Here is a 26,063-nt window from a genome sequence, read left to right on the forward strand (position 1 = left end):
CCGCCGGCGCGCCGATCCTAGCTTGCCCGGACCCGGCTCATGCCCCAGATCGCCCAGCTTGCCGAAACCTATTTCAGTCAGATCTTCTGGCTGCTGGTGTTCTTCGGCATCACCTTCTTCCTCATCGGCCGCGGCATGGTGCCCAAGGTGATGGGCACGGTGCAGCTGCGCGACAAGCAGATCGCCGACGATCTCGCCGCGGCGCGGGCCGCGCGCGACGCCGCCGACGATCAGGAAGAGGCCTGGCGCGAGCGCGAGAATGCCAATCGCGCCAAGGCGCAGGCCCTGATTGCGGAGGCCAAGGCCAAGGGTGCGGCCGCGTCCGAGGAGAAGTTGGCCACCGCGCAGGGGCGCTTTGACGAACAGCTGGCCGAGGCGGAAGCCGAGATCGATGCCGCGCGCGCCTCCGCGATGACCGAGATCGAAACCGTCGCGACCGAGGCTGCGCAGGACATCGTCGCGCGCCTTGCCGGTGCCAAGGTCGACAAGCGCACCGCGCGCAGTGCGGTCAAAAAAGAGCTCGCCCATGGTTGATATCGCCGCCCTCCTGCCGGTCGCCACCGCCGCTCCGGCCTATGCCGCGCCCTCGGCTTTCGGGCTCGAGGACTACCAATGGGTCAGCCTTTCCATGGCGGTGCTGATCGGCATCATCCTGTGGAAGAAAGTGCCCGGTGCGATCGCCGGCGGGCTCGACAAGAAGATCGCCGAAATCAAGCAACAGCTCGACGAGGCGAAGTCCCTGCGGCTCGAAGCCGAAAAGCTGCGCGACGAATATGCGACCAAGATTGCCGGCGCGGAAAAGGACGCCGAGGCGATGATGGAAAGCGCCCGGCGCGAAGCCGACACGATCCTCGAAAAGGCGGAAGCCGACAGCCAGGCGATGGTCGCGCGGCGTCAGCGCATGGCGCAGGACAAGATCGCCGCTGCCGAACGCGAAGCGGTGGCCGACGTGCGCGCGAAAGCCGCCAATGCCGCAACCGGCGCCTCGCGCAAGCTTATCGCCGAGCGTCACGACGGCGAAGCCGACCGCAAGCTCGCCGACGACATCATCGCCTCGATCTGAAAAGAGTTCCCCGGCCCGACCGTGCTAGCGCGGACGATCGCAAGTCCACATTCGCCGGCCGGACCGAGGGATCGTCGCTTCAGGCTTCAGGGCCCGCCGCGTCGAGTTCAATGATCGTTTCGGACGCGGCCGACATCGCGCCCGTGTTGTTCACGCCGTCGCTTCAGCGTTCGAGCAATGTCACCTGCAGATCCTGCCCGCGATCGCTCGTGACCATGCGAGTCTCGCCGATCGTATATGGGGTGTAGGGCCAGCATTCGGCGCCGCGCGGCACGAAATTGACGCAGAGCGTGTCCGCATCGGCGAAGCCGTAGACGCCCTGGATCACCGGACCGCCCGGATCGACCAGGATGTTCATCACCCCGTTGGGCTCGAAATTGATCTCGTTGACGACGCCCTCATCGGTCTCGATCCGCGCGACGCGGCCTTCGAGTTCGCTCGGCCAAGTGGCGTAGGGCTCGACCTGTTCGTCCGGGATGATCGCGCCGCTTTCCGCGACCTCATATTGCATGCAACCGCCAAGCGCCGCAGCGCTGCCGGCGAGAATGAAAAGGGTCCTGCTCTGCATCGTGATTTCCTTTCGTTATCAAAGGAATGGATGCTGAGCGTATTCGTTCCTGACGCGTTAACTTTACCGGCTAACGTCGAACACTACTTTGCCGACCAGTTCGCGATTCGCCATCGCCTCGAACCCCTCGCGCCAGTGCGACAGAGGCAGGGTGCGGTCGATGGCCGGCGCGATACGTCCTGCTTCGGCGAGCCGGGCGATTTCGGCAGCGATGGCGCGCCCGCGCTCGGGGAAGCGGCGCGCATATTCGCCTGCGCGCAGGCCGACGATGGAAAACCCTTTGATGAGCGGGATGTTGGTCGCAACCTCGGCGATCCGCCCGCCGGCAAATCCCACCACCACAAGCTTGCCGCCGAACGCGACGCAGCGCGTGCATTCGTCGAAGACGTCGCCGCCGACCGGATCGAAGACGATGTCGCAGAGTGCGCCGCCCGTCAGCTCGGCAACCCGTTCACGAAAGCGCCCTTCGGCAAGGATTACGTGGTCGGCTCGCGAACGCTCCTCTAGCATCGCCCGCTTGCCCGGCGATCCCGTCGCGGCGATGACCTTCGCGCCCAGCGCCTTGGCAAGGTCGATCGCCGCCAGCGCCACGCCGCCGCTCGCGCCCGTCACCAGCACCCATTGCCCGGCGGTAAGGCCGCCCAGCTCGACGAGGCCGGTATAAGCGGTCGAATAGGCCGCGCCCAGCGCTGCGCCTTGGGCGAAATCCAGGCCCTCCGGGATGCGCGACAGCCCGCCTTGCGGAACGCTGGCGATCTCGGCGAAGGCGCCGGTCTTGTTGCCGCCCATCACGCGGTCGCCGGCTGCGAAACCGCTGCCGGCGTCGGCATCGATCACCTCACCTGCCAGTTCGAGGCCGCTCGTGAAGGGGGGGTCGGGCTTGAACTGATATTCGCCGCGCATCATCAGCAGGTCGGGGAAGTTGAGCGAGGCGGCGCGGACGCGGACGAGCACTTCGCCGGGTTGGCGCTCGGGCGCGGGAAGGTCGCCGAGTTCGACGCCCGACAAGTCGTCGGAGAGCTCATTCACACGCAGCGCGTGCATACGCTCAGAAATCGTCCTTGGCAGCCCGCAGCGCGGCAAAGGTCTCATGCGGGGCCTCGCCGCCCCACCGCTCCTGCAAAGTGGGATCGTCGGCACGCAGGAAGGGGTTCGTTTCGAGTTCGCGGCCCAGCACGGTGGGCACGGTCCATTCGCCGCGCGCGCGCTTTTCGTCGATCTCGGCGGCGTATTTCTGAAGAGCCTCGTTGTCGGGATCGGCGTGCAGCGCGAATTTTGCATTGGCCTGCGTATATTCGTGCGCGCAATAGAGCACGGTGCCGGTCGAGAGCCGCTTGATCCGTTCCAGGCTGCGCCAGAATTGCTCGGGCTCGCCCTCGAACATGCGGCCGCAGCCGAGCGCGAAGACGCTGTCGCCGACGAAAGCCATGCCCTCCTCGACGATGTGATAGGCGATGTGCCCGTTGGTGTGACCCGACACGTCGATCACGTCGGCGCTGTGTTCGCCCAGCGTCACCGTGTCGCCATGTTCGACCACCCGGTCGATCGGCGAGAGCTTCTCGACCTCCTTGGGCGCCAGTACCCGCGCGCCGGTCGCCTCGACGATCCCGACATTGCCGCCGGCATGATCGGGGTGCCAGTGGGTGTTCCAGATATGCGTGATGGTCCAGCCCTTGGCCTCGGCTTGCTTCAAATATTCCTTCGCATCGGGCGTATCGATCGCGGCGGTCTCGTTCGACACCGAATTGTGAAGCAGGAAGCCGTAATTGTCGGTGAGGCATGGGAATTGATGGACGGTGAGCATGGTGCGCATTCTACGCCTGCATGACGCAATAGAAAAGGCCCGCTCTCCGGTTCGGGAGAGCGGGCCTTTGTTTTTGACGTCATCCCGGACTTGATCCGGGATCCGTTGCAGCACCGTCCGAGCTTATGGCCCTGGGTCCCGGGTCAAGCCCGGGATGACGGTGCGTGCGATCAGTCGTCCGACTTCTTGAGCGCCTCACCCAGGATGTCGCCGAGCGATGCACCGCTGTCGGACGAGCCGAACTGCTGCACCGCTTCCTTCTCTTCGGCGATCTGGCGCGCCTTGATCGAGAAGTTGGGCTTTTTCGAGCGGTCGAAACCGGTCACCATCGCGTCGAGCTTGCTGCCGACCTGGAAGCGGTCGGGACGCTGTTCGTCGCGGTCGCGGCCAAGGTCGCTGCGCTTGATGAAGCCGGTTGCGCCGTCGTCGCCGACCTGCACCTCGAGCCCGCCATCGCGCACTTCGAGAACGGTGACGGTGACAGTCTGGCCCTTGCGGAGCGAACCGGCGGCCGCGGCGCCCGCTTCGGTCGGAGCACCCTTTTCGAGCTGCTTCATGCCGAGGCTAATGCGTTCCTTTTCGACATCGACGTCGAGCACGACCGCCTTGACCTCTTCACCCTTGCGGTGGAGCGCCAGCGCGTCTTCGCCCGAAATGCCCCATGCAATGTCGGACATGTGGACCATGCCATCGACGTCGCCATCGAGGCCGATGAACAGGCCGAATTCGGTGGCGTTCTTAACTTCGCCCTCGACTTCGCTGCCGATCGGATATTTCTCGGCGAACTCGTCCCACGGATTGCGCTGGGCCTGCTTGAGACCGAGCGAAATCCGGCGCTTCTCGCTGTCGACCTCGAGCACCATGACCTCGACTTCTTGGCTGGTGCTGACGATCTTGCCGGGATGGACGTTCTTCTTGGTCCAGCTCATTTCGGAGACGTGGACGAGGCCCTCGATCCCCGGCTCCAGCTCTACGAAGGCGCCATATTCGGTGATGTTCGTGACGGTTCCGGTCAGCTTCATGCCGGTCGGATATTTCGCCGAGACGCCGTCCCACGGATCGCTTTCGAGCTGCTTCATGCCCAGGCTGATGCGCTGCGTTTCGGCATTGATGCGCACGATCTGGACGGTCACGGTCTGGCCGATCTCGATGATCTCGCTGGGGTGGTTGACCCGCTTGTAGCTCATGTCGGTGACGTGGAGCAGGCCGTCGATACCGCCGAGGTCCACGAAGGCGCCGTAATCGGTGATGTTCTTGACGACGCCGTCGATCACCTGACCCTCGGCCAGCTTGTCGATCAGCTCGCTGCGCTGTTCGGCGCGCGTTTCCTCGAGCACGGCACGGCGCGAGACGACGATATTGCCGCGGCGGCGGTCCATCTTGAGGATCTGGAAGGGCTGCGGCATGTCCATCAGCGGGGTGACGTCGCGCACGGGGCGGATATCGACCTGGCTGCCGGGCAGGAAGGCGACGGCGCCGTCGAGGTCGACGGTGAAGCCGCCCTTGACCCGGCCGAAGATGCGGCCTTCGACACGCTTGCCTTCGCCGAATTCGTTTTCGAGCTTGTCCCAGGCGGCTTCGCGGCGGGCACGGTCGCGGCTGAGCATGGCTTCGCCGTCGGCGTTTTCGACGCGGTCGACATAGACTTCGACTTCGTCGCCGACCGAGAGGCCGTGATCGTCTTCGCCGCGGGCGAATTCCTTGAGGTTGACGCGACCTTCGCTCTTGAGGCCGACATCGATGACGGCGTTGCCGGCTTCGATCGCGGTTACGGTGCCCTTGACAACCCGGCCTTCGAAGCCGCCATCGTCGGCGCCGCCGAGTTGTTCGTTGAGGAGCGCTTCGAAATCGTCGCGCGTTGGATTGGGTGCAGTTGCCATAAGTGAGGCGGTTCCTGTCGTTTTCGTTTGCTACCGGCCACCGGTTTTACCGGGGTCTTAAACCGCCGCCTGGCGCACCATTGCGCTGGCCTTGCGGGCAAGAGGCCGTGTGACTGCACGAGGCCGAATGCCGCCGCGCAGGTTCCTTCAACCAAGGCTCAAGGGAACGGGCGCGCGCCTAGGCGATGGCGGGGCAAAATGCAAGCGGAAAGGGGGGGTGTGGGGCCCACGCGGAGACACGGAGGCGCGGAGGGGGTTGGCGCCATTGGGCGAAGCCCCTTCACGATTACGATTGTCCCGCAAGGTATCGAGGACAGCAAGATGAAGGTCGACTGCGCCGACGGCATTTCCTCTCCGCGCCTCCGGGTTTCCGCGTGAATCCGATCAGCCCTTCCGTTCGGCCAAACTCGCCTCGACCGCTTCAAGCACGACTTCGAATGCCTGGTCGCGGTCGAAGCTGGTGGTGTCGATCACCAACGCGTCGGGCGCGGCGCGCAATGGGGCGTCGGTGCGGCCGATGTCGCGGGCGTCGCGCGCAGCGATGTCCTTCTCGATCTCGGCGAGCGGGATTTCCTCCTCGCCATCCAGCGCCTTGTCGACCATTTCTAGCCACCGTCGCCGCGCGCGCGCCTGCACACTGGCGGTGATGTAGAGCTTCACGTCGGCGTCGGGCGCGATCACCGTGCCGATATCGCGCCCGTCGAGCACCGCGCCGCCCTCCTGCGCGGCAAAGGCGCGCTGCCGATCGAGCAGCCCTGCGCGCACTTCCGGATGGACCGACACGCGGCTGGCGAGGCCGCCGACTTCCTCGGTGCGCAGGATCGTGTCCTCGAGCAGTTCCTCGGCAAAGTCGACCGCGGCGCGCGCATCGGCCACATTGTCCGGATCGCCGCCCGCAAGCGCGACCTGCCGCCCCACTGCGCGGTAGAGCAGACCCGTGTCGAGATAGGCGAGCCCATAATGCGCCGCCAGCGCCCGCGCAATCGTGCCTTTTCCGCTGGCGGTGGGGCCGTCTACGGCGATGATCATTCCGTTGCCTCGCGCTCAGCGCTTGATGCCGCATTGGACGCGACAGTGCGCATGGTCTTAGTCTGACCAACCCCTTTGTCATCTCCGCGAACGCGGGGATTCAGGGCGGCGGCGAATGACCGAGGCCATCCTGGGTTCCCGCGTTCGCGGGAATGACATTTGAGATCATTCATCCCGCCACCCCTTCCAGCAGTTCCATGAAATTCGGAAAGCTCGTCGCGATCGGGGCGGTGTCGTCGATCGTCACGCCGTCGCGGCTCGCCAGTCCGGCGACCGCCATGCTCATGGCGATGCGGTGGTCGAGGCGGGTCTTGACCTGCGCGCCTTCGGGCGTGCCGCGCAGGGGTTCGCCGCCGCTGCCGTGAACGGTGAGGCCGTCGGACTTTTCCTCGACCCGCGCGCCCGCCAATGTCAGCGCCGCAGCCATAGTCGCAAGCCGGTCGCTTTCCTTGACGCGCAGTTCCTCTAGCCCGCTGCTGCGCGTCGTTCCTTTCGCGAAGGCGGCGGCAACGAAGAGGGCAGGAAATTCGTCCACCATGCTCGGCACGATCGCGGGATCGACCTCCACGCCCGAAAGCGCCGCATGGCGCACGCGCAGATCGGCGACCGGCTCGCCGCCGACGTCGCGCGGGTTCACCTCCGCGATGTCCGCCCCCATCTCGCGCAGCACGGTGACGATCCCGGCGCGGGTGGGGTTGAGGCCGACATTCTCGATCGTCAGATCGCTGTCCGGCACGATGCTCGCCGCGACCAGGAAGAAGGCGGCGGAAGAGGGATCGCCGGGCACGGTCACGTCCATCGGCGCTAAGTCCGCCTCGCCATGGACCGCGACGCTGCGCTCCTTCCCCTCGGCGACGTCCTCTTCGCCGATCTCGATCTTCGCGCCGAAGCCCGCCAGCATCCGCTCGGTGTGGTCGCGCGTGGCGACGGGCTCGATCACGCGGGTGATGCCCGGCGTGTTGAGCCCGGCCAGCAAAATCGCGCTCTTCACCTGCGCGCTGGCGACCGGCAGGCGATAGAAGATCGGGACGGCGGGAAGGGCGCCGCGCACCATCAGCGGCAGCGTGCCGCCAGTCGAGGCTTCGAACGCCGCGCCCATCTGCGAAAGCGGCTCGATCACGCGCTTCATCGGCCGGGCGCAAAGGCTCGCATCGCCGGTAAAGGTGGCGGTGAAGCCGTGGCTTGCGAGGAGGCCCATAAGGAGCCGGGTCGAAGTCCCCGAATTGCCCATGTCGAGCGCGCCTCTCGGCTCGATCAGGCTGCCGAGCCCCGTACCCTCGACGACCCAGGCGCCATCCTCCTGGCGCTCGATATGCGCGCCCATCTGGCGCATCGCGGCGGCGGTGGCGAGGACGTCCTCGCCTTCGAGCAGCCCGTCGATCCGGCTTGTCCCCACCGCGAGGCTGGCGAAGATCAGCGCGCGGTGGCTGATCGACTTGTCGCCGGGCACCGCGATCCGGCCGGTAAGCGGAGGTGAGGAGGTGAAGAGGCGGCTGGGCATGGCGCAGCGGGTCTTTGACAGCGCCTCCCCCTTCTGGCAAGGCGCGCCGCAATCCGGCCACACCCGCGGTGACGTGCGGTCTTGATCGCAGCGGTGCGGCCCCCAATTTTCCACCTCGAACAAGGGGGCGTGCCCACCCTTCGGCGCGCTCGATTTAAGGACATTTGCAGACATGGCGAAGCCAGAATGGGGAACCAAGCGGACCTGCCCCGATTGCGGAACCCGCTTCTACGATCTGGGCAAGGACGATCCGGTCACCTGCATCGAATGCGGCAATGAATGGACGCCCGAACCGGTGCTCAAGTCAAAGCAGCCGATCCCGCTCGACGATCCCAAGAAGAAGGACGGCGAGGCGGACAGCGATCTGTCGGGCGACGACGATGACGATGATCTGAAGGACATCGAGAATATCGACGACGACGACGATTCGCCCGACAACGACGTGGACCTGGGAGGCGACGACGATCTCGGAGTCTCCAAGGGCAAGGGCGACGACGATAGCGACGACGATACGTAAGGGGTGGCGAAAACCGTAGCGTGTCCCCGCGAACGCGGGGACCTAGTGGAAGGTTGCGCTGAGGTTCACTGTTGCGCCCGACTTGAGGTAGGTCCCGGCCCTTCGCGGGGACGCGGCGGGTTTGACGCGACCGCTCGCCAGCCCCCGTCATCCCCACGAAGGCGGGGATCCCGCTTCTTTATCACCACTCGGGAAAACTCTTGCATTCCCACGGCAGCTTTCATAGAGGGCTGCCTCCCTTGCGAGAGCGGGGGCGATGCCTTATTTCGGTAAGGTATAAAACGATGGATATGGGGCCTTAGCTCAGCTGGGAGAGCGCAACACTGGCAGTGTTGAGGTCAGCGGTTCGATCCCGCTAGGCTCCACCATCGACCCGGCCTTTCCGCCGGGATGGGCTGCAAATCGCCCGAAATTGCGCTTCCTGTGCTCACGACCCTTAAGGTCGCTGCGCGCCGGGTCACAATCTCGAACGATTTTCGCCTTCATCCCGACGAAAATTCCGGGCCGATGGCAAGCCATCGAACCATATTCAGTCGGACATCCAACCAGGATATCCGCACGCTGGCCGACGAGGTTTCGTCCGCCGGCGTTTTTCGCGTTTAGCGGGTGCCCACGGTGCTCGTGAGGAGTTGAAGACGAATGTTCGACAATCTGTCCGACCGCCTTGGCGGCGTCTTCGACCGGCTGAAGGGGCGCGGTGCGCTTCGCGAACAGGATGTGCGCGACGCGATGCGCGAGGTGCGCGTGGCGCTGCTCGAAGCCGATGTCGCGCTTCCTGTCGCGCGCCGCTTCATCGACGCCGTTACCGAAAAGGCGATCGGGCAGGAAGTCCTCAGGGCCGTCAGCCCGGGCCAGCAGGTCGTCAAGATCGTCCACGACGAACTCGTCGCGATGCTTTCGGGCGAGGATGCGAGCGCGGAAGGCGAGATCGTCGGCGAGGGGCTCAAGCTCGATGCGAAGCCGCCGGTCGTGGTGATGATGGTCGGCCTTCAGGGCTCGGGTAAGACCACCACGACCGCCAAGCTCGGCAAGCTGATCCGCGAGAAGTACGGTAAGAAGGCCATGATGGCCTCGCTCGACGTCAATCGTCCAGCCGCGCAGGAACAGCTCAAGGTTCTGGGCGAACAGGTCGATGTCGCGACCCTGCCGATCGTCGCAGGCCAGCAGCCCGTCGACATCGCCCGGCGCGCGATGGAAGCGTCGCGGCTGCAGAATTTCGACGTGCTGCTGCTCGACACCGCAGGCCGCCTGCATGTCGACGAAGCGCTGATGGCCGAGATGAAAGCCGTCAGCCAGGTTTCCGCGCCGACCGAGGTGCTGCTCGTCGTCGATGCGCTGACGGGGCAGGACGCGGTCAATGTCGCGCAGTCCTTCAGCGGCGAGGTGCCGCTCACCGGCGTGGTGCTCACCCGGATGGACGGCGATGCGCGCGGCGGCGCAGCGCTCTCCATGCGCGCGGTCACCGGCAAGCCGATCAAGTTTGCCGGCACCGGCGAAAAGCTCGACGCGATCGAGCCCTTCCGCCCCAAATCGGTCGCCGACCGCATCCTGGGCATGGGCGACGTCGTCAGCCTGGTCGAAAAGGCCGCGGCGACGATCAAGGAAGAGGAAGCGGCCAAACTCGCGGAGAATTTCGAGAAGGGCAAGTTCGACCTCGACGACCTGCGCATGCAGCTGAAGCAGATGCAGAATATGGGCGGGATCGGCATGCTCGCCGGCATGATGCCTGGCATGAAGAAGGCCAAGCAGGCGATGGCCGCGGCCGACATGGACGACAAGGTGTTGGTCCACATGGATGCGATTATCGGCTCGATGACGGCCAAGGAACGCGCGAACCCGAACCTGATGAACGCCAAACGAAAGAAACGCGTCGCGGCGGGCAGCGGCACTGACGTGCAATCGGTCAACAAGCTCCTGAAGATGCACCAGGAGATGGGCCGCGCGATGAAGCAGTTGAAGAAGATGGGCGGCTTGAAGGCGCTCGCCGGCATGTTCGGTGGCGGCGGAATGCCCCCCGGCCTTGGCGGTCCCGGCGGCGCTGGCGGCTTGCCCGGCCTAGGCGGTCCCGGCAGCGGGCAGGGCGGACTTCCTCCCGGTCTCCCCGGCCTTGGCGGTCCGAAAAAGAATTAGAACCAGGTTTCACATCAATTCAGTCAGTTACATTCGAAAGGTAATATACAATGGCAGTTGCAATCCGGCTTTCGCGCGGCGGCGCCAAGAAGCGTCCTTACTACCGCATCGTGGTCTCGGACTCGCGATCCCCGCGTGACGGCAAGTATCTCGAGCAGATCGGCACCTACAATCCGCTGCTCGCCAAGGACGACGACAATCGTGTGAAGCTCGACACCGACCGCGCCAAGTACTGGCTCGGCGTCGGGGCTACCCCGTCTGACCGCGTCCTGCGCTTCCTCGACGCCGCCGGCATCATGGAGCGGCCGGCGCGCAACAATCCGCAGAAGGCCGAGCCGGGCGAGAAGGCCAAGGAACGCGCCGAGGAGAAGGCGGAAAAGGCCAAGGAAGCCGAAGAAGCCGCGAAGGCGGCCGAGGAAGAGGCGAAGGCCGAAGCCGAAGCGCCTGCTGAAGAGGCGGCTGCCGAAGAGGCTCCGGCTGAGGAAGCGCCTACTGAGGAAACCGCTGCCGAGGAAGCGCCCGCAGAAGAGGCGAAATCGGACGACGGCGATGAGGAAAAAGCCGAAGGCTGAGCTTTTTATGCCCAAAGCCGTTCGCGCTGAGCTTGTCGAAGCACCGTACTTTTTCCCGCGACGTATGTGTCGAAAGAAGTGCAGCCCTTCGACAGGCTCAGGGCGAACGGAGTTCATTAAGTGAGCGATGCCCCCATCACCCTCGCCGCCATCATCGGCGCGCATGGCGTGGCGGGCGAGGTGCGGCTCAAATTGCTGGGGGAGGGCATCGACGCCCTCCGCCGGCATTCCACCTTCAACGGTGGCAGGTTGACGCTCGCAAAAGTGCGCTCCGACAACAAGGGCGGTGCGATCGCGCGCTTCGCCGAGGTAGCGAGCCGCACCGAGGCCGAGAAACTGCGCGGCACAGCCCTTTCGGTCCCGCGCGAAGAACTGCCCGACCTTGCTGACGACGAATATTACCACGCCGATCTCGTCGGTCTCGAGGTCGTCACCGATGCGGGCGATGCGATCGGGACATTGCTCGCCGTGCACAATTTCGGCGCGACCGATATTTGCGAGATCGAGCGCGTCCCCCCGCCCGAAAAGGGCCAGAAAACGTTCATGGTGCCCATGACGAGGGCCGCGGTGCTCGAATGGGACGATCGCCAGCTTGTCATCGCACAGGATTTCGCCGACCAATAGGAGCCATGAGCGAGGCTCCCTATCGACCGGCTATCGCCACCGATCTGTGGCAACGTCTCGCCGAATACGAGATCGGGCCGCAGGCGGCGACATTGTCCTTCGCGAAGCGCCTGGCGCGCGAAAATCGCTGGCGCGAGGATTTCGCCCGGCGCGTCATCCTCGAATACAAGCGGTTCTGCTACCTCGCCGTCACCGCGCGCGAGGAGGTGACCCCCTCCGATGCCGTCGACCAGGTCTGGCATCTGCATCTGACATACAGCCGCGACTATTGGGACGTATTCTGCCGCGAGATCCTGGGCACACAGCTTCATCACGGGCCGACCCGGGGCGGCCAGAGCGAACGCAAACGCTATTACGACCAATACGCCGCAACGCTGCTCCTTTACGAGGAGGCATTCGGCGAGCCGCCGCCGGCGGACATCTGGCCGGGCGCCCGGCGCCGCTTCGGCATCGATCCCGAGGGACAGCGCGTTAACCCCAAGGATGTTATGGTCCTCGACCGGCGCTACGCGGTGCTGGGAGCGGCGGCGTGGGTCGCGCTGGGTATCGGGATTGCCGTCCTCGTGGGAGCGATTGTCTGATGGAACTGTTTGCGTCCTATACCGGGCCCCAATTCCTGATCTTCTACGCGATCATGCTGGCAACTTGCGTGTTTCTGGGCCTGTGGATCCCCGCCTCGCTGCGCGAGGAAGGACGGCCCGGCTCGCTCGAAAACGCCGAGGAAGCGGCTCTGCTCGCCGGCGGGATCGATCGCTTGAACATGGCCGTGCTGTCCGCGCTGTTTGCAAAGGGCGCGGCGGGTCCGGGCGGAAAACACACGCTGCGTGTCGAACACGGCGAGCTGGCGAACAGCCCGGCCGAACGTGCCGTCGCGGCGCAGGTGGGCGAGGTCCAGCTGCGCGAGGCGAAGAAGGCGCTGAAGATCGAGGCCGAGCGGATCGGGGCGCGGCTGGTGCGCAAAGGTCTGCTGATGCGGGAGAGCGCGCGGCGCAAATTGCGCTGGCTCTCGGTCCTGCCCTATGCCGTGCTCTTCGCCATCGGCCTCTATCGACAACAGGCGGGCGCGGCGCTCGGCGAGCCGACCGGCATCCTGATCGCGCTGCTGGCGATTACGGCAGCGTTCGCACTCGGGCGCTTTTTCACGGGCTATCCGCGCACGATGGCGGGGAATGCGGCGGTGCGACGGCTCGAACAGGGAAGCAGCCGCCTGAAGCGCGCGCCCCAGGCGGGCGAGGTCGGCTATGCGGTCGCGATCTTCGGCACCAGCGTTCTGGTCGGCACGCCGTGGGAGCCGGTCCATGCGGTCCGGCAGGCGGGCACCGGCGGCGATGGAGCGGGCTATGCGGGCGGCGACAGCTCGGACAGCGCGGACGGCGGTGGCGGCTGCGGCGGGGGATGCGGCGGTTGCGGGGGCTGAGCAGGCTTCGTAAGCGGCGTGCATGACCATGCTAGACGTTGCGATTTGCCAGGCCGCCCCGATCCCGCTCGACATCGATGGGGGGATCGAAAAGGCAACCCGGCTAGGCCGCGAAGCGATCGCAGCGGGCGCTCGCTTCGTGGCCTTCGGTGAGACGTTTCTAGGCGGCTATCCGCTCTGGCTCGACGAGGCGCCGGGCGCGGCCTTATGGGATCATCCCGGGACGAAGGCGCTCCACGCGATCATGCTGGAGCGGGCGGTGGTGGCGAATGACGAGCGTCTGCTCCCCTTGCAGGAGCTGTGCGACGAGAGCGGGGCCTGCATCTCGGTCGGCGCGCATGAGCGAGTGCGCCGGAGCCTTTACAACAACCAGCTGCTCTTCCGCCCCGGCGAGCCGCCGCTCGATCATCGCAAGCTGGTGCCCACCCACGGCGAGCGGCTGATCTGGATGCGCGGCGACGGCTCGACGCTGGGCGTCCACGAGGCCGAATGGGGCCGGGCGGGCAATCTCATCTGCTGGGAGCACTGGATGCCGCTGGCGAGGGCGGCGATGCATAATCTGGGCGAGAGCGTCCACGTCGCCGCATGGCCGACCGTGTGCGAGGAATACGGCATCGCCTCGCGGCATTACGCGATGGAGGGCCGCTGCTTCGTGCTGGCGGCGGGGCTGGTGCAGACAAAGGCGGATCTGTTCGTGGGGCTCGAGCGGGTCGGCGGCAATGCGGAGGCGAAGGCGCTGTTCGAGATGATCGAGGGCGACGCGCTCAATTGCGGCGGCTCGATGATCATCGCGCCTGACGCGCGGGTGCTGGCGCGGGCGGGTGATGGCGAAGAAATCCTCTATGCGGAATTGGACGTGGCTGAGATCGGGCAGGGTCTGACGAGCCTCGACACCGACGGCCATTATTCAAGGCCCGACGTCTTCGAGCTCAATGTCGATATGCGTGCGAAGGATGGGGTGAATTGGGGCGAATGACTTTCTCCGCCACCATTCTCACGCTCTACCCCGAGATGTTTCCCGGGCCGCTCGGGCAATCGCTTGCGGGCAAGGCGCTGGAGCGGGGGGACTGGTCGTGCGCTACCGTCAATCCGCGCGACTTCGCCAGCGACAAGCATCGGACGGTCGATGACACGCCTGCGGGTGGCGGGGCGGGTATGGTGCTCAAGGCGGATGTGATGGCGGCGGCGTTGGATAGTGTGACGGAAAAGCCCTCGCCCCTTCAGGGGGGAGCGTTGGGAGGGGCGCTGGCTTCGGACCGGCCCCTCCCCCCGACCCCCTCCCCGAGCGGGGAGGGGGAGAGAATACCAATCCTCGCCACGACGCCGCGCGGCGCGCCGATCACTCAGAGCCGCATCCGCGAAATTGCCGCCGGCCCCGGCGTCACCCTGATCTGCGGCCGGTTCGAAGGCTTCGACGAGCGGCTGTTCGAGGCGCGTCCCGAGATCGAGCAGGTCAGCCTCGCCGACATCGTCCTCTCCGGCGGAGAGCCCGCCGCGCTCGCCATACTCGATGCTTGCATTCGTCTGCTTCCCGGCGTAATGGGCGCGGCTTCCAGCGGGCATGAGGAGTCGTTCGAGGACGGCCTCCTGGAATACCCGCACTACACCCGACCTCAGACATGGGAAGGGCGCACGATCCCCGAAGTGCTGCGATCGGGGGATCATGCGAAGATCGCGGCTTGGCGAAAGGCCAAGAGCGAGGAAATCACACGGTTACGCAGGCCGGACTTGTGGGAACGCTATAGTGGCGATCCGGTCCTGTCTGCCTCTGGCGCGCGGCGCAAAAACAAGGATACGGACCAGTGAACCTGATCCAGCAAATCGAAGCCGAGGAAATCGGCAAGGTCGAAAAAGAGATTCCCGAGTTCCGCGCCGGCGACACCGTGCGCGTCGGCGTGAAGGTGACCGAGGGCAACCGCGAGCGTGTGCAGAACTTCGAAGGCGTGGTGATCGCGCGTTCGAACCGCGGCATGGGCTCCAACTTCACCGTGCGCAAGATCAGCTTCGGCGAAGGTGTCGAGCGCGTGTTCCCGCTCTACGCGCCGATCGTGGACAGCATCACCGTGGTGCGCCGCGGTGTCGTGCGCCGCGCGAAGCTCTACTATCTGCGCGGCCGCACCGGTAAGCGTGCGCGCATCGCCGAACGCCGTGAGAACGCGCCCAAGGCGTAAGCCTCGCGCGACAATCGAATTTATGAGGGCGGTCCTTGAGGGGCCGCCCTTTTTCGTTGGAGACTTGCCTTTCCCATTCGTCATTGCGAGGACCAGCGGAATTGATCCGGGGGCTGCGGAAAGCTGCGCTCGCAATGACGAGGTATGATTTGGAATGCGCCTGTTCTTCGCTGCCGCCGCTCTCTTGTCTGCCACGCAGGCAACGGCTCAAGAGCCGATGACCGACGCCCCCGATCTGACTTTCGAGCGCGTCTTCGCTTCGCCCTCGCTCAATGGACCGACCCCGCGCGAGGTGAAGTTTTCGCCGGATGGCCGCTATTTAACCCTCTTGCGTAACCGCGAGGAGGATGCGCAGCGCTACGATCTGTGGGCCTACGATGTCGAAACGCGCGACTGGCGGATGCTGGTCGACAGCGAGGCTTTCGGCGAAGGGGGCGAGCTGTCGGAAGACGAGAAGATGCAGCGCGAGCGCGCGCGTGTGGGCAACCTCAAGGGCATTATCTCTTACCAATGGGCGAGCGATGCCTCGGGCGTGCTCGTTCCGCTGGACGGCGACCTTTATTTCGCGCGTCTTGGCGGCGAGGTCACTCGGCTTACCGATACCGAGGAAAGCGAGCTCAATCCCAAGCTTTCAAGAAACGCCGGCTACGTATCCTTCGTGCGCGATCGGCAGTTGTGGGTCGGCGGGATCGGCGAAGAGGCGGTGCCGATCACCCCCAAGGAAGAAGACACGATCCGGTGGGGCGAAGCGGAATTCGTCGCGCAGGAAGAGATGAGCCGGATGGACGGCTATTGGTGGAACGGCGACGACACCCGCCTCGCCGTCCAGCGCACGGACGAGAGCCCGGTCGGCATCGTCACCCGCGCCGCGATCGGCGCCACAGGCACACAGGTGTTCGACCAGCGCTACCCGATAGCGGGCAGCGACAATGCCATAGTCGAACTCTACCTGATGGACCCGGATGGCGAGAACCGGGTAAAGGTGGACCTCGGCGAGGAAACCGACATCTACATAGCCCGCGTCGACTGGGCTCCCGACGATTATCTCTATGTTCAGCGCCAGAACCGCGAGCAGACCGTGCTGGACATGCTGCGCGTCGATCCGGCGACGGGGGAGAGCGAGGTTTGGTTTACCGAGAAAGCTGTGCGCGAAGATTACTGGATCAATCTCTCAGACAATTATCGTTTCCTGAAAGATGGGACGCTGCTGTGGTGGTCGGAACGCGACGGCTTCGGCAATTTCTACCGTTTCAATGGGCGCGACTGGACGCAGCTGACCGCGCTCGATGAGCCGGTAACGAAGCTCGTCGGCCTCAACGAGGAGACGGGCGAACTGTTCTTCACCGCGGTCGAGGACGTGCTGACCGAGCAGGTCTACCGCGCGAGCCTATCGGGAGATGGCGAGCCCACCCGCCTGACCGAGGAAGCCTTCACCCACTCTGCTAGCATGGACGAGGCCGGGCAGCAGCTGCACATCATCCGTTCCGCCCCCGACCAGCCGCCGCAAAGCTATCTCGCTTCGCGCAATGGCGAACGCATCACCTGGGTCGAGGAAAACGCGCTCGGCGAAGGGCATCCCTACGCGCCGTATCTCGCAGGGCACACCATGCCCGATTACGGCACGATTTCCGCCGAGGATGGGAAGCCACTGCATTACATGATGCTCAAGCCAGAGATGGAAGAGGGCAAGCGCTATCCGGTGTTTTATTATCACTATTCCGGCCCCGGTCCGCAGATCGTGGACAAGGGCTGGGGCGGGGCGCTGGCGCAGGCGATCGTCGACATGGGCTACATCTATTTCGCGCTCGACAATCGCGGCAGCGCCAATCGCGGGGTGGAATTCGAACAGCCGATCTACCGCGCGATGGGCGGCGTCGAAGTGCGCGACCAGAGGACGGGCGCGGAATATCTCAAGACGCTCGATTTCGTCGATCCGGACAAGATCGCGCTCTATGGCTGGTCCTATGGCGGCTACATGACGCTGAAGCAGCTACAGGCCGATCCGGGGCTCTATGCCGCTGGGGTCTCGGGCGCGCCGGTGACCAAGTGGGAGCTGTACGACACCCATTATACCGAGCGGTTCATGGGCGACCCGCGGGAGGTTCCCGAAGCCTACGAAGCGGCGAGCGCGATCCCCGATGCGGCGAAGATCAGCGACCCGCTGCTGCTGATACACGGCATGGCGGACGACAATGTGGTGTTCGAGAACTCCTCCGAGCTGATTTCGGTGCTGCAGGAGGGCAACGTGCCGTTCGAGATGATGCTCTACCCCGGCTACACGCACCGCGTGGCGGGCGAGAACATCAGCCCGCATCTGTGGAACACGATCTTCCGCTTCCTCGAAGCGCATGGGGTCACGCCGCCGGAGTAAGCCACTCCAGCGCGATCCGCGCGACCTCTTCGGGCGCCTCGACCTGCGGATAGTGACCGACGCTCTCGATCAGGTGATGCCGCGCGCCCGGCAGCACCTCGCGCCAGCGCTCGTAAGCGTGTCGCCCCGAAACCGGATCGAGCGCGCCGTTGATAAGCCCGATGCGGTCCTGCGCCGTCACCAGCGCCGCCTCCCAGCGTTTCTTGTGCCGGGTCCGGTCGGCCATGTAATGCAGCAGCTTGTGCGTGAGGCGGTTGCCTCCGTTGAAGCTGATGAAGTCCCAATAGGCGTCGAGCTCCGCTTCGCTCGGCTGGGAGTCGGGGCCGAAGACTTCGGAGAAGCTCCTGCCGAAGCCCCCGCGCCGCATCAGCAGGCCGAGCAGGAAACCGAAGGGCGAGACGCCGAGCTTCTGCAGCGGGCGGGGCCGGTGCTGATCGGGAAAGATGCCGCCATTCAGAAACACCACCTGGCCGAGCCCCGCCGCGCCCGAACCCTCCTGCTGACGCGCGAGCAGTTCCTGGCCGACCGACACGCCGTAATCGTGCACCAGTGCGTCATGCTCGCCGATGCCCAGATGCGCCAGCAGCGCCTCGTTCAGATCGCTCTGCCGGTGGATCGAATAGCCATCGCCGTCGAACCCGCGCTTCGGTTTGTCCGAAAGGCCGAAGCCCAGCATGTCGCAGGCGATCAGGCGGTGGTTTGCGCCCAGCTGCTCCCACACATGCGTCCAGTCCCAGGACGAAGTCGGAAAACCATGCACCATCAGCAGCGGTCGCGCCTGCGCCGCGCCGCCCTCCCACCAGGCGATCCGGTGCCCCGCATAGTAGAAACATCGCGCGCGCCTGCGCCAGTCCTGTGCGCTCAAACTCATGTCTTTACCCTTGCTATTGCCTCATAGTGCCGTCAGCGAGGATCGCCAGAACGCGAAGCGGAGGTGAGTGAATTGGGTTACCGGGTGGCAGTCGTCGGGGCGACGGGAAATGTCGGGCGCGAGATGATGCAGATCCTCGCCGAGCGTGAATTTCCGGTGGACGAGGTGGCCGCGGTCGCGTCGGGGCGCTCGCAGGGTTCCGAGGTCGAATTCGGCGACACCGGTAAAATGCTCAAATGCAAGAATATCGAGCATTTCGATTTCGCCGGCTGGGACATCGCGCTGTTCGCCGCCGGAAGCGGCCCGGCCAAGGATTACGCGCCCAAGGCCGCCAAGGCCGGCTGCGTCGTGATCGACAATTCCTCGCTCTTCCGCATGGAGCCCGACGTGCCGCTGATCGTGCCGGAGGTGAACCCGGATGCGATCGACGATTATCCAAAGCGCAACATCATCGCCAATCCCAATTGCTCGACCGCGCAGCTCGTGGTGGCGCTCGCGCCCCTGCACAAGGCAGCTCGGATCAGGCGCGTCGTGGTGGCGACGTATCAGTCGGTTTCCGGCGCGGGCAAGGCGGGGATGGACGAGCTGTTCGAACAGTCGCGCGCGATCTTCGTCGGCGATCCCGTCAACCCGTCCAAATTCACCAAGCAGATCGCCTTCAACGTCATCCCGCATATCGACGCCTTCCTCGACGACGGTCAGACCAAGGAGGAGTGGAAGATGGTGGTCGAGACCAAGAAAATTCTCGATCCCAAGATCAAGCTCAGCGCCACCTGCGTTCGCGTGCCGGTCTTCGTCGGCCATTCCGAGGCCGTGAATATCGAGTTCGAGGACGAGATGAGCGCAGAACAGGCGCAGGAGATCTTGCGCGAGGCGCCGGGTATCATGCTCGTCGACAAGCGCGAGGACGGGGGATACGTTACCCCGGTCGAGAGCGCCGGCGACAGCGCGACCTATGTCAGCCGCGTGCGCGACGATCCGACGGTCGAGAACGGGATCGCGCTGTGGTGCGTCTCCGACAACCTGCGAAAAGGGGCGGCGTTGAACGCGGTCCAGATCGCCGAATTGCTGGGCCGGCGGCATCTGCAGAAGGGATGAGGATCATGCGGACACTGGCTCTCGCCGCACTCGCTGCGCTGCTGGCCGGTTGCGGCGGCAACGACGTGCCTTCCCCGGCCGAGCGGCAGGCCGGGGCAGAGGCCGGCGCCGAAATCGACGAGGAATTGGTGGCGCTCCATTCGCAGGGGCTGGTCGCGGGCGCGGAGAGCTTCTTCTTCTCCGCCGGGCAGGCCGAGGTCACGGCGGCGCTCGAAGATGTGCTGGGCGAGGCGGGCGAGGCGTCCATGAACGATGAATGCGGGGCGGGGCCGATGGCTATGGTGCGCTATCCCGGCGATCTGCACGTCCATTTCCAGGACGAGCGCCTCGTCGGCTGGCGTCTCGGCGAAAGCGCCGTGAATATCGAGGTCGACGCGGACGTCGCGCTCGGCACGCCACAGGCGCAAGCCAAAGCCGCGCCCGGCTTCGCGCCGATCAAGGGCAGTACGCTGGGCGACGAATTCATCGTCGGCGATGAGCTTGGCGGGTTCATCGAAGACGGCGAAGTGGCGATGCTCTATGCGGGGACGCAGTGTTTTTTCCGGTGAACGTCGCGGGGCGGCGAGCATGACGCTCGCAGCCGATCTCTTCTTCAGCTTCCGCTCGCCCTATTCCTATCTCGCGATCGGTCGCTATCGCGAGATGGTGCGCGAATACGATCTCGAGATTAAGCTGCGCGCCGTCTGGCCGATCGCGATCCGCGATCCCGACATCCTCTTCACCGGCAATCCCGCCGCCCCGCGCTACATCCTTATGGACGCCTACCGGGTTGCACAGATGCGCGGCATCCCCTTCCGCTGGCCGCGGCCCGACCCGATCGTGCAGGACCCCGAAATGCACCGTGTCGCCGAAGAGCAGCCCTACATCCGCCGCCTCGTCCGCTTGGGCCAGGCGGCAGCGCGGCGCGGGCGCGGGCTCGACTTCGCCTGCGAGGTGTCGACGCTGATCTTCTCAGGCGAAGTCGACGACTGGCACACTGGCGACCACCTCGCCAACACAGCCGCGCGCGCGGGGCTGAACCTCGCCGAACTCGACGCCGAGGCGGAGAGCGACGCCGAGGCGCTCGATGGCGAAATCGAGGAAAACCAACGCGCGCTGGAAGCCGCCGGACATTGGGGCGTGCCGACGCTGGTATTCGAAGGCGAACCTTTCTTCGGCCAGGACCGGATCGACGTCGCACGCTGGCGCATGGAGCAGAAGGGATTGGCGAAGCATGGCGACTGAGATGATCGAAAGTTTCGACGGCACCCGCCTTGCCATTCACCGCGCCGGCGAAGGGCGGCCCGTTATCCTCCTCCACGGCCTGTTTTCCAGCGCGCATATGAACTGGATGAAGTGGGGTCATCACGAGCGCCTCGCCGATGCGGGGTTCGAGGCGATCATGCTCGATTTTCGCGTGCATGGGGAAAGCGAGGCGCCGCGCGAGGCGGCCGCCTATCCCGAGGGGGTGCTGGTGCGCGATGCGCAGGCACTGGTCGCGCATTGCGGGCTAAGCGAGGGCGAATACGATCTCGTCGGCTTCTCGCTCGGGGCGCGTACGGCGCTTCATGCATGCGCGAGCGGTGTGCTTGCGCCGCGCCGGCTTGTAGCCTGCGGCATGGGGCTCGAAGGCCTTTCCGAATGGGAACGGCGGGCGGACCATTTCAAGCGCGTCATCGACGAATTCGACACCATCCGCCCCGGCAGCCCGCTCTACACCGCGCGCAGTTTCCTGAAATCGCAAGGGGTGGACCGCGCCGCCGCGCGGTTGCTGCTGGACGGGATGGGACCGTTCTATCTCGCCAGCCTCGGCGACATCGCCATGCCGGTCGCCGTCATCTGCGGCAAGGAGGACGGCGATAACGGTTCGGGCGAGGCGCTTGCCGAAAAGCTGCCCGACGCGCGCTATATCGAGGTGCCGGGCAATCATCTCAACAGCGTGACCAAGCCCGAATTGGGCGAGGCGATCGTCCGGTTCCTGGAGGGAGAATAAGCCATACGAAGCTGGACCATCCTGGCGGCCATTCTCGCGCTTTGCGCCTGCCAGCCTGTCGCCGATCCGCTTCCCGCCGCCGCGGTGCCGGCAGCGAGCGAGGGCACGCTGTTCGTCGCGCAGAAACGCGGCAATACGCTGACCAAAGTCGATCTCGCAAGCGGCGAGGAGGTGCTGCGGCGCGACGCCTGCACCAATCCGCACGAACTCGCCACCTCGCCCGACGCGAAGCACGTCGCGCTCGCCTGTTATGGCGGGACCAACGTCGACATCTTTCAGACATCGGACCTCGTGCGCATCGTCAGTATCGATTTCGGCGCCAATGCCCGCCCGCACGGCATCGTCTGGCATGACAGCGGGATGCTCTATGCGACCGCGGAGGGACGCCGCTCGATCTTCCGCATCGACTGGGCGCCGGGACACGCGGCGGCGCTGACCGAGTTCGCGACCGGCAAAGAGGGCAGCCACATGCTTGCCGTTGCGCCCGGCGAAGATGTCGCCTGGACCACCGATCTCGGCTCGCGCACGGTCACCCGGATCGACCTGACGGGCGCGCGCGATCCGCTGTCGGTGACGGTCGGCGAGGAACCCGAGGGCATCGCGCTGGCTCCAGATGGCGAGACGCTGTGGGTGTCCGCGCGCGGCTCGAACCAGGCATTTGCCCTCGACCCGGCGACGATGGAGGTGCGCGAGACGCTTTCCACCGGGGCCTTCCCCTTGCGGCTCGCGATCCGGCCGCAGGGCGACGTCGCGGTCACCTCCGACCTGGCTGATGGTAGCCTTAGCGTTATCGACCTGCCCGCCGCGCGAGTGGTCAGGACGATTGCCGTCTCCTCGCCCCAGGAGGCGGAGCGGCGTCAGCAGGTGACGATCCTGTGGTCGGACGATGGCAGGCGCATCTATGTCGCCGAAACCGGCAGCAACACCATCGCCGAGGTCGATTATGCGAGCGGCGAGGTGTTGCGCCGGCTGCCCGGCGGCGAAGGCGGCGACGGGCTGGCGATCCTGCCATGAACGCACCCATCTCTTTGCCTGTGGTCGGCTGGCGCGAGCTCATCGACCTGCCCGGTATCGGCCTTTCCGGCATCCCCGCGAAGATCGACACCGGCGCGCGCACATCATCGCTCCATGCCCGCGTGCTCGACCGGTTCGAGCGGGGCGGCAAGCCCTTCGTGCGCTTCGCGGTCGACTGGGACGATATCGCGCATGAGGGCGAGGCGGTTCAGGTCGACCGGCGCGGCATCACCAGCTCCAACGGCGAGACCCAGCAGCGCTTCGTCATCAAGACCCCGCTGCGCATCGGCCCGCATGAATTTCGCGCCGAGCTTTCCCTCGCGGACCGTTCCGACATGCAGTTTCCGATGCTGATCGGGCGCACAGCCTTACGTCGCCGCTTCGCGGTCGATGCCGGACATTCCTGGCTGCAATCGCCGGCGGCGCGGGGTAAGACAGTTTGAAACCACCGCTCGAAAGGCCCGTCCCATGAAAATCGCCATGCTTGCCCGCAATCCGAACCTCTATTCGCACACGCGGCTGAAGGAGGCGGCGGAGGCGCGCGGGCACGAGCTCGACATCCTCAACACGACGCGCTGCACCGTGAACATCGCCAGCCATCGCCCGACGATCATGTATCGCGGCGAAACCCTGAGCGGCTACGAGGCGGTGATCCCGCGCATCGGCGCCTCGATCACCAGCTATGGCCTTGCCGTGCTTCGCCAGTTCGAGATGGCGGGGGTATGGTCCTTGAATGAAAGCGTCGCCATCGGGCGCAGCCGCGACAAGCTGCGTTCGACCCAGATCATGGCGAAATACGGCCTCGGACTGCCGCTAACCGCCTATGCCAATGATCCCAAGGCGGCCGAGGAGATCATCAAGGCGGTCAACGGCCCGCCGGTGGTCATCAAGCTGCTCGAAGGGACGCAGGGGATCGGCGTGGTGCTGGCCGAGACGCTGAAGGGCGGCGCGTCAATCATCGAGGCGTTTCGCGGCGCGAATATCGCGATCATGGTGCAGGAATTTATCAAGGAAGCCGGCGGATCGGACATTCGCTGCCTGGTGGTCGGCGGCAAGGTGGTCGCGGCGATGAAGCGGCAGGGGGCGGAAGGCGAATTCCGCTCGAACCTTCACCGCGGCGGCAGCGCGCAGCTCATCAAGATCACGCCAGAGGAACGCTCGACCGCGGTGCGCGCAGCCAAAGCGATGGGACTCAACGTCTGCGGCGTCGATCTCCTGCGCTCCAACCACGGCCCGGTCATCATGGAAGTGAATTCCTCCCCCGGCCTAGAAGGCATCGAAAACGCCACCGGCAAGGACATCGCCGGCATGATTGTCGAGTTTATCGAAGGCAATGCGAAGGCGGGGAAGACGAAGACCAAGGGGAAGGGGTGAGGGTGCGATTGACGGGTATATGTAATTTACATATATGAAGGTCGAGTACGACCCGGCGAAGGATGCCACCAATCGCGCGAAGCACGGCGTATCGCTCGCGTTCGGTGAACGGGTTTTCGATGATGTGTTTCGTCTGGTTATCGACGCGTCCAGACAGACCGATGGTGAGAACCGCCTGAAAGCGATAGGTGTGATCGACGGGAAAGTTTGGACCGCGGTATACACTCTGCGCGGTTCGACAGTTCGCTTGATTTCGGTGAGAAGGAGCAACGGCGGTGAGCAACGACAATACGAAGCCTACGCCGATCTATCCGGACGATGATGTCGTCAGGAAGGATGACGAACAGTCGATAGGCCTGCCTGCCGACCCCGAAGACCCCGAAGATCGCGATGTGAGTGTCGCTGCGCTGAAACGGGCGCGGATGGGACGCTTTATTCGCATGCTTCGCCACAGCCTCGATTTGAGCCAAACCGAGTTTGCCGAGCGCTACGGCATTCCCGTGGCCAATATCCGGCAATACGAGATAGGTCGTACCATGCCTCCGCCCGCGGTGCGATCCTTCTTGAAAGTGATTGCGGCCGAGCCGGAGCGGGTCGCCAAGGCCGTGTCGGCATGAGCTGAGCGCGATCGATTACCTAAACGGCGGCTCGTTAAATGCCCGCAACTTCCGCGAATGCAGCCGGTCGCCTTCGTCGCGCAGCCTTGCGACCGCCTCCAGGCCGATTTGCAGATGCGCGGCGATGGCTTCTTCGTAGAACTTGTTGGCCTGTCCGGGCAGCTTGATCTCGCCGTGGAGCGGCTTGTCCGAGACGCATAGCAGCGTGCCGTAGGGGACGCGGAAGCGATAGCCTTGGGCAGCGATGGTGGCGCTTTCCATTTCGACCGCGATGGCGCGGCTTTGCGAGAAGCGTTTGGCGCTCGAGGAATAGTGCAATTCCCAGTTGCGATCGTCGGTAGTGACGACAGTGCCGGTGCGCATGCGCTGCTTGAGGTTCGCACCCTGAACGCCCGAGACGTCCTCGGCGGCGAGGGCGAGCGCCTGCTGCACTTCGGCGATCGGCGGGATCGGGATCTCGGGCGGCAGCACGGCATCAAGCACGTGATCGTCGCGCAGATAGGCATGGGCGAGAACGAAGTCGCCGATCTTCTGGCTCGAACGCACGCCGCCGCAATGGCCGATCATCATCCACGCATGCGGGCGCAGCACGGCGAGGTGATCGCAGATCGTCTTCGCATTGGACGGTCCGACGCCAATATTGACGAGCGTGATACCGCGCTTGTCGGCGCGCTTCAGGTGATAGGCGGGCATCTGGTGCCGGCGCCAGGCGGTGTCGTTCAACTGGGCTTGCGCATTTTCGGTCGCGGTCTCGATCGACAGGCCGCCCGCGCCCGACAGGCCGGTATAGCCGGTGCCGCGATCGTTCGGGCCGATCTGGCGCGCGCCCCAGTTCACGAATTCATCGACATAGCGATGATAGTTCGTGAACAGGATGAAGTCCTGGAAATCCTCGACCGCGGTGCCGGTGTAATGCGCGAGGCGCGCGAGCGAATAATCGGTGCGTAGGCCGTCGAACAGCGACAGCGGCATTGCCTGATGCTCGGCAAATTCGATCCCGTCGGCAAGCTCGTCGCCGATGAGTGAGAGGTCGGTCGAGGGGAAATGCTGCGCGATTTCGGAGGGCGGGGTGCCCTTGACGGCGGCGCCCGCATCCCCGTCGAGCACGTAGGGGAAGGGGATTTCCTGGCGCGAGCGCCCGACTTCGACCTCGATTTCGTATTCGTCGGCGATCAGTCCGATCTGTTCGGCAAGATAGCGCGCGAAAAGATCGGGGCGGGTCACCGTGGTGGTGTAGGTGCCGACCATTTCCAGCCGCCCGAAAGCGCGGCTGCGATCCTTGGGGTCGCCGATACCGGAATAATGCAGCGTCAGCGAAGGATAGGCGTAGCTGCCATCCTCACGCTTGCGCCGCGGGGGGACGGCGCCGGTCTGGCCGTAGGCGATGACGTCGTCGCGCAGGGCCGAGACGGCGGCTTCGTATTCGCTCTGCAAGCGTTCGAGGATTTCGGGGATCGGGGTCATGCCGGT

Annotated in this window: 29 protein-coding genes and 1 tRNA gene; 22 read left to right on the plus strand and 8 right to left on the minus strand. The window is 65.1% G+C overall.

The genetic code is table 11. From position 1 onward, the window contains the following. Positions 1-39: 39 nt before the first annotated feature. A complete protein-coding gene (locus V2I30_RS00005) occupies positions 40-534 on the plus strand; it encodes a F0F1 ATP synthase subunit B family protein (protein ID WP_330660006.1) in 495 nt (164 codons plus the stop codon). Continuing rightward, positions 527-1,063, plus strand: a complete 537-nt coding sequence (locus V2I30_RS00010) for a F0F1 ATP synthase subunit B family protein (RefSeq protein ID WP_330660007.1) — start codon at positions 527-529, stop codon at positions 1,061-1,063. The genes V2I30_RS00005 and V2I30_RS00010 overlap by 8 nt, the downstream gene beginning before the upstream one ends. Before the next feature lie 163 nt (positions 1,064-1,226). Here the strand turns inward: V2I30_RS00010 and V2I30_RS00015 are convergent, their stop codons facing one another. From V2I30_RS00015 to aroA, 6 genes are all read right to left on the minus strand, one after another. After that, the gene (locus V2I30_RS00015) at positions 1,227-1,631 is read right to left on the minus strand and encodes a hypothetical protein (RefSeq protein WP_330660008.1); all 405 of its coding nucleotides are present in this window, start codon (positions 1,629-1,631) and stop codon (positions 1,227-1,229) included. A 63-nt stretch (positions 1,632-1,694) separates the two neighbouring features. Beyond that, on the minus strand, positions 1,695-2,675 hold the full coding sequence (locus V2I30_RS00020; protein WP_330660009.1) for an NADPH:quinone oxidoreductase family protein: 981 nt from the start codon (positions 2,673-2,675) through the stop codon (positions 1,695-1,697). 4 nt (positions 2,676-2,679) lie between these two features. Continuing rightward, entirely contained in the window at positions 2,680-3,435 is a 756-nt protein-coding gene (gloB, locus tag V2I30_RS00025; RefSeq protein ID WP_330660099.1) for a hydroxyacylglutathione hydrolase, read from the minus strand. Between the two features lie 170 nt (positions 3,436-3,605). Beyond that, positions 3,606-5,315, minus strand: a complete 1,710-nt coding sequence (rpsA, locus tag V2I30_RS00030; RefSeq protein WP_330660010.1) for a 30S ribosomal protein S1 — start codon at positions 5,313-5,315, stop codon at positions 3,606-3,608. Positions 5,316-5,699: 384 nt separating this feature from the next. Then, entirely contained in the window at positions 5,700-6,344 is a 645-nt protein-coding gene (gene cmk / locus V2I30_RS00035) for a (d)CMP kinase (RefSeq protein WP_330660011.1), read from the minus strand. 169 nt (positions 6,345-6,513) lie between these two features. Beyond that, entirely contained in the window at positions 6,514-7,845 is a 1,332-nt protein-coding gene (gene aroA, locus V2I30_RS00040) for a 3-phosphoshikimate 1-carboxyvinyltransferase (RefSeq protein ID WP_330660012.1), read from the minus strand. 172 nt (positions 7,846-8,017) lie between these two features. On the opposite strand from aroA, the gene V2I30_RS00045 reads away from it, so the two are divergent. The 11 genes from V2I30_RS00045 to V2I30_RS00095 all read left to right on the plus strand — a co-directional run bounded on the left by V2I30_RS00045 (position 8,018) and on the right by V2I30_RS00095 (position 17,647). Continuing rightward, positions 8,018-8,362: an FYDLN acid domain-containing protein gene (locus tag V2I30_RS00045; protein ID WP_330660013.1), complete on the plus strand. Its 345-nt coding sequence runs from the start codon at positions 8,018-8,020 to the stop codon at positions 8,360-8,362. Between the two features lie 292 nt (positions 8,363-8,654). Next, positions 8,655-8,730 (plus strand) — tRNA-Ala (locus tag V2I30_RS00050). 271 nt (positions 8,731-9,001) lie between these two features. Next, a complete protein-coding gene (gene ffh, locus V2I30_RS00055; protein ID WP_330660014.1) occupies positions 9,002-10,492 on the plus strand; it encodes a signal recognition particle protein in 1,491 nt (496 codons plus the stop codon). Positions 10,493-10,542: 50 nt separating this feature from the next. Then, positions 10,543-11,064, plus strand: coding sequence for a 30S ribosomal protein S16 (gene rpsP, locus V2I30_RS00060; RefSeq protein ID WP_330660015.1), 522 nt, complete (start codon positions 10,543-10,545; stop codon positions 11,062-11,064). A gap of 120 nt (positions 11,065-11,184) precedes the next feature. After that, a complete protein-coding gene (rimM, locus tag V2I30_RS00065; RefSeq protein ID WP_330660016.1) occupies positions 11,185-11,688 on the plus strand; it encodes a ribosome maturation factor RimM in 504 nt (167 codons plus the stop codon). A gap of 5 nt (positions 11,689-11,693) precedes the next feature. After that, positions 11,694-12,269, plus strand: a complete 576-nt coding sequence (locus V2I30_RS00070; protein ID WP_330660017.1) for a glycine-rich domain-containing protein — start codon at positions 11,694-11,696, stop codon at positions 12,267-12,269. Then, the gene (locus V2I30_RS00075; RefSeq protein WP_330660018.1) at positions 12,269-13,105 is read left to right on the plus strand and encodes a TIGR04222 domain-containing membrane protein; all 837 of its coding nucleotides are present in this window, start codon (positions 12,269-12,271) and stop codon (positions 13,103-13,105) included. Before V2I30_RS00070 ends, V2I30_RS00075 begins: the two co-directional genes overlap by 1 nt. A 22-nt stretch (positions 13,106-13,127) precedes the next feature. Then, complete coding sequence (locus V2I30_RS00080; protein WP_330660019.1) at positions 13,128-14,081, plus strand: carbon-nitrogen hydrolase family protein; 954 nt, start codon at positions 13,128-13,130, stop codon at positions 14,079-14,081. After that, positions 14,078-14,911, plus strand: coding sequence for a tRNA (guanosine(37)-N1)-methyltransferase TrmD (gene trmD, locus V2I30_RS00085; protein ID WP_330660020.1), 834 nt, complete (start codon positions 14,078-14,080; stop codon positions 14,909-14,911). Before V2I30_RS00080 ends, trmD begins: the two co-directional genes overlap by 4 nt. Beyond that, complete coding sequence (rplS, locus tag V2I30_RS00090; RefSeq protein ID WP_330660021.1) at positions 14,908-15,276, plus strand: 50S ribosomal protein L19; 369 nt, start codon at positions 14,908-14,910, stop codon at positions 15,274-15,276. The genes trmD and rplS overlap by 4 nt, the downstream gene beginning before the upstream one ends. Positions 15,277-15,430: 154 nt before the next feature. Further along, complete coding sequence (locus V2I30_RS00095; RefSeq protein WP_330660022.1) at positions 15,431-17,647, plus strand: S9 family peptidase; 2,217 nt, start codon at positions 15,431-15,433, stop codon at positions 17,645-17,647. Here the strand turns inward: V2I30_RS00095 and V2I30_RS00100 are convergent. Next, positions 17,631-18,518, minus strand: a complete 888-nt coding sequence (locus V2I30_RS00100) for an alpha/beta fold hydrolase (RefSeq protein ID WP_330660023.1) — start codon at positions 18,516-18,518, stop codon at positions 17,631-17,633. The genes V2I30_RS00095 and V2I30_RS00100 overlap by 17 nt on opposite strands. Positions 18,519-18,590: 72 nt before the next feature. On the opposite strand from V2I30_RS00100, the gene V2I30_RS00105 reads away from it, so the two are divergent. From V2I30_RS00105 to V2I30_RS00145, 9 genes are all read left to right on the plus strand, one after another. Beyond that, entirely contained in the window at positions 18,591-19,616 is a 1,026-nt protein-coding gene (locus V2I30_RS00105) for an aspartate-semialdehyde dehydrogenase (RefSeq protein WP_330660100.1), read from the plus strand. A gap of 5 nt (positions 19,617-19,621) precedes the next feature. Then, positions 19,622-20,164 (plus strand): aspartate-semialdehyde dehydrogenase, encoded by a 543-nt coding sequence (locus V2I30_RS00110; RefSeq protein WP_330660024.1) that lies wholly within the window; start codon positions 19,622-19,624, stop codon positions 20,162-20,164. Between the two features lie 19 nt (positions 20,165-20,183). Further along, positions 20,184-20,840, plus strand: coding sequence for a 2-hydroxychromene-2-carboxylate isomerase (locus V2I30_RS00115; protein WP_330660025.1), 657 nt, complete (start codon positions 20,184-20,186; stop codon positions 20,838-20,840). Beyond that, the gene (locus V2I30_RS00120) at positions 20,830-21,588 is read left to right on the plus strand and encodes an alpha/beta fold hydrolase (protein ID WP_330660026.1); all 759 of its coding nucleotides are present in this window, start codon (positions 20,830-20,832) and stop codon (positions 21,586-21,588) included. Before V2I30_RS00115 ends, V2I30_RS00120 begins: the two co-directional genes overlap by 11 nt. Before the next feature lie 84 nt (positions 21,589-21,672). Continuing rightward, entirely contained in the window at positions 21,673-22,602 is a 930-nt protein-coding gene (locus V2I30_RS00125) for a Vgb family protein (protein ID WP_330660027.1), read from the plus strand. Then, positions 22,599-23,045: an ATP-dependent zinc protease family protein gene (locus V2I30_RS00130; RefSeq protein WP_330660028.1), complete on the plus strand. Its 447-nt coding sequence runs from the start codon at positions 22,599-22,601 to the stop codon at positions 23,043-23,045. Before V2I30_RS00125 ends, V2I30_RS00130 begins: the two co-directional genes overlap by 4 nt. A 25-nt stretch (positions 23,046-23,070) precedes the next feature. Continuing rightward, complete coding sequence (gene rimK / locus V2I30_RS00135) at positions 23,071-23,976, plus strand: 30S ribosomal protein S6--L-glutamate ligase (RefSeq protein WP_330660029.1); 906 nt, start codon at positions 23,071-23,073, stop codon at positions 23,974-23,976. A gap of 34 nt (positions 23,977-24,010) precedes the next feature. After that, positions 24,011-24,298 carry a BrnT family toxin gene (locus V2I30_RS00140; protein ID WP_330660030.1) on the plus strand — a complete coding sequence of 96 codons (288 nt, stop codon included), beginning with the start codon at positions 24,011-24,013 and terminating at the stop codon, positions 24,296-24,298. Beyond that, positions 24,252-24,593: a helix-turn-helix domain-containing protein gene (locus V2I30_RS00145; protein ID WP_330660031.1), complete on the plus strand. Its 342-nt coding sequence runs from the start codon at positions 24,252-24,254 to the stop codon at positions 24,591-24,593. The genes V2I30_RS00140 and V2I30_RS00145 overlap by 47 nt, the downstream gene beginning before the upstream one ends. Before the next feature lie 15 nt (positions 24,594-24,608). Here V2I30_RS00145 and V2I30_RS00150 read toward each other — a convergent pair whose 3' ends face one another. Next, positions 24,609-26,057 carry an AMP nucleosidase gene (locus V2I30_RS00150; protein ID WP_330660101.1) on the minus strand — a complete coding sequence of 483 codons (1,449 nt, stop codon included), beginning with the start codon at positions 26,055-26,057 and terminating at the stop codon, positions 24,609-24,611. Between the last annotated feature and the right edge of the window lie 6 nt (positions 26,058-26,063).

Source organism: Erythrobacter sp. (genome assembly GCF_036351135.1).
GTDB lineage: Bacteria > Pseudomonadota > Alphaproteobacteria > Sphingomonadales > Sphingomonadaceae > Erythrobacter.

What these genes read in the sequence shown, in the direction of transcription:
- V2I30_RS00095 (WP_330660022.1), top strand. Translation starts at nt 15,431, where the DNA reads ATGCGCCTGTTCTTCGCTGCCGCCGCTCTCTTGTCTGCCACGCAGGCA.
- V2I30_RS00075 (WP_330660018.1), top strand. Translation starts at nt 12,269, where the DNA reads ATGGAACTGTTTGCGTCCTATACCGGGCCCCAATTCCTGATCTTCTAC.
- V2I30_RS00140 (WP_330660030.1), top strand. Translation starts at nt 24,011, where the DNA reads ATGAAGGTCGAGTACGACCCGGCGAAGGATGCCACCAATCGCGCGAAG.
- rimK (WP_330660029.1), top strand. Translation starts at nt 23,071, where the DNA reads ATGAAAATCGCCATGCTTGCCCGCAATCCGAACCTCTATTCGCACACG.
- ffh (WP_330660014.1), top strand. Translation starts at nt 9,002, where the DNA reads ATGTTCGACAATCTGTCCGACCGCCTTGGCGGCGTCTTCGACCGGCTG.
- V2I30_RS00120 (WP_330660026.1), top strand. Translation starts at nt 20,830, where the DNA reads ATGGCGACTGAGATGATCGAAAGTTTCGACGGCACCCGCCTTGCCATT.
- V2I30_RS00080 (WP_330660019.1), top strand. Translation starts at nt 13,128, where the DNA reads ATGACCATGCTAGACGTTGCGATTTGCCAGGCCGCCCCGATCCCGCTC.
- V2I30_RS00130 (WP_330660028.1), top strand. Translation starts at nt 22,599, where the DNA reads ATGAACGCACCCATCTCTTTGCCTGTGGTCGGCTGGCGCGAGCTCATC.
- V2I30_RS00150 (WP_330660101.1), bottom strand. Translation starts at nt 26,057, where the DNA reads ATGACCCCGATCCCCGAAATCCTCGAACGCTTGCAGAGCGAATACGAA.
- V2I30_RS00100 (WP_330660023.1), bottom strand. Translation starts at nt 18,518, where the DNA reads ATGAGTTTGAGCGCACAGGACTGGCGCAGGCGCGCGCGATGTTTCTAC.
- V2I30_RS00020 (WP_330660009.1), bottom strand. Translation starts at nt 2,675, where the DNA reads ATGCACGCGCTGCGTGTGAATGAGCTCTCCGACGACTTGTCGGGCGTC.
- V2I30_RS00005 (WP_330660006.1), top strand. Translation starts at nt 40, where the DNA reads ATGCCCCAGATCGCCCAGCTTGCCGAAACCTATTTCAGTCAGATCTTC.
- trmD (WP_330660020.1), top strand. Translation starts at nt 14,078, where the DNA reads ATGACTTTCTCCGCCACCATTCTCACGCTCTACCCCGAGATGTTTCCC.
- aroA (WP_330660012.1), bottom strand. Translation starts at nt 7,845, where the DNA reads ATGCCCAGCCGCCTCTTCACCTCCTCACCTCCGCTTACCGGCCGGATC.
- V2I30_RS00115 (WP_330660025.1), top strand. Translation starts at nt 20,184, where the DNA reads ATGACGCTCGCAGCCGATCTCTTCTTCAGCTTCCGCTCGCCCTATTCC.
- V2I30_RS00015 (WP_330660008.1), bottom strand. Translation starts at nt 1,631, where the DNA reads ATGCAGAGCAGGACCCTTTTCATTCTCGCCGGCAGCGCTGCGGCGCTT.
- V2I30_RS00070 (WP_330660017.1), top strand. Translation starts at nt 11,694, where the DNA reads ATGAGCGAGGCTCCCTATCGACCGGCTATCGCCACCGATCTGTGGCAA.
- cmk (WP_330660011.1), bottom strand. Translation starts at nt 6,344, where the DNA reads ATGATCATCGCCGTAGACGGCCCCACCGCCAGCGGAAAAGGCACGATT.
- rpsA (WP_330660010.1), bottom strand. Translation starts at nt 5,315, where the DNA reads ATGGCAACTGCACCCAATCCAACGCGCGACGATTTCGAAGCGCTCCTC.
- V2I30_RS00045 (WP_330660013.1), top strand. Translation starts at nt 8,018, where the DNA reads ATGGCGAAGCCAGAATGGGGAACCAAGCGGACCTGCCCCGATTGCGGA.
- V2I30_RS00010 (WP_330660007.1), top strand. Translation starts at nt 527, where the DNA reads ATGGTTGATATCGCCGCCCTCCTGCCGGTCGCCACCGCCGCTCCGGCC.
- V2I30_RS00110 (WP_330660024.1), top strand. Translation starts at nt 19,622, where the DNA reads ATGCGGACACTGGCTCTCGCCGCACTCGCTGCGCTGCTGGCCGGTTGC.
- gloB (WP_330660099.1), bottom strand. Translation starts at nt 3,435, where the DNA reads ATGCTCACCGTCCATCAATTCCCATGCCTCACCGACAATTACGGCTTC.
- rpsP (WP_330660015.1), top strand. Translation starts at nt 10,543, where the DNA reads ATGGCAGTTGCAATCCGGCTTTCGCGCGGCGGCGCCAAGAAGCGTCCT.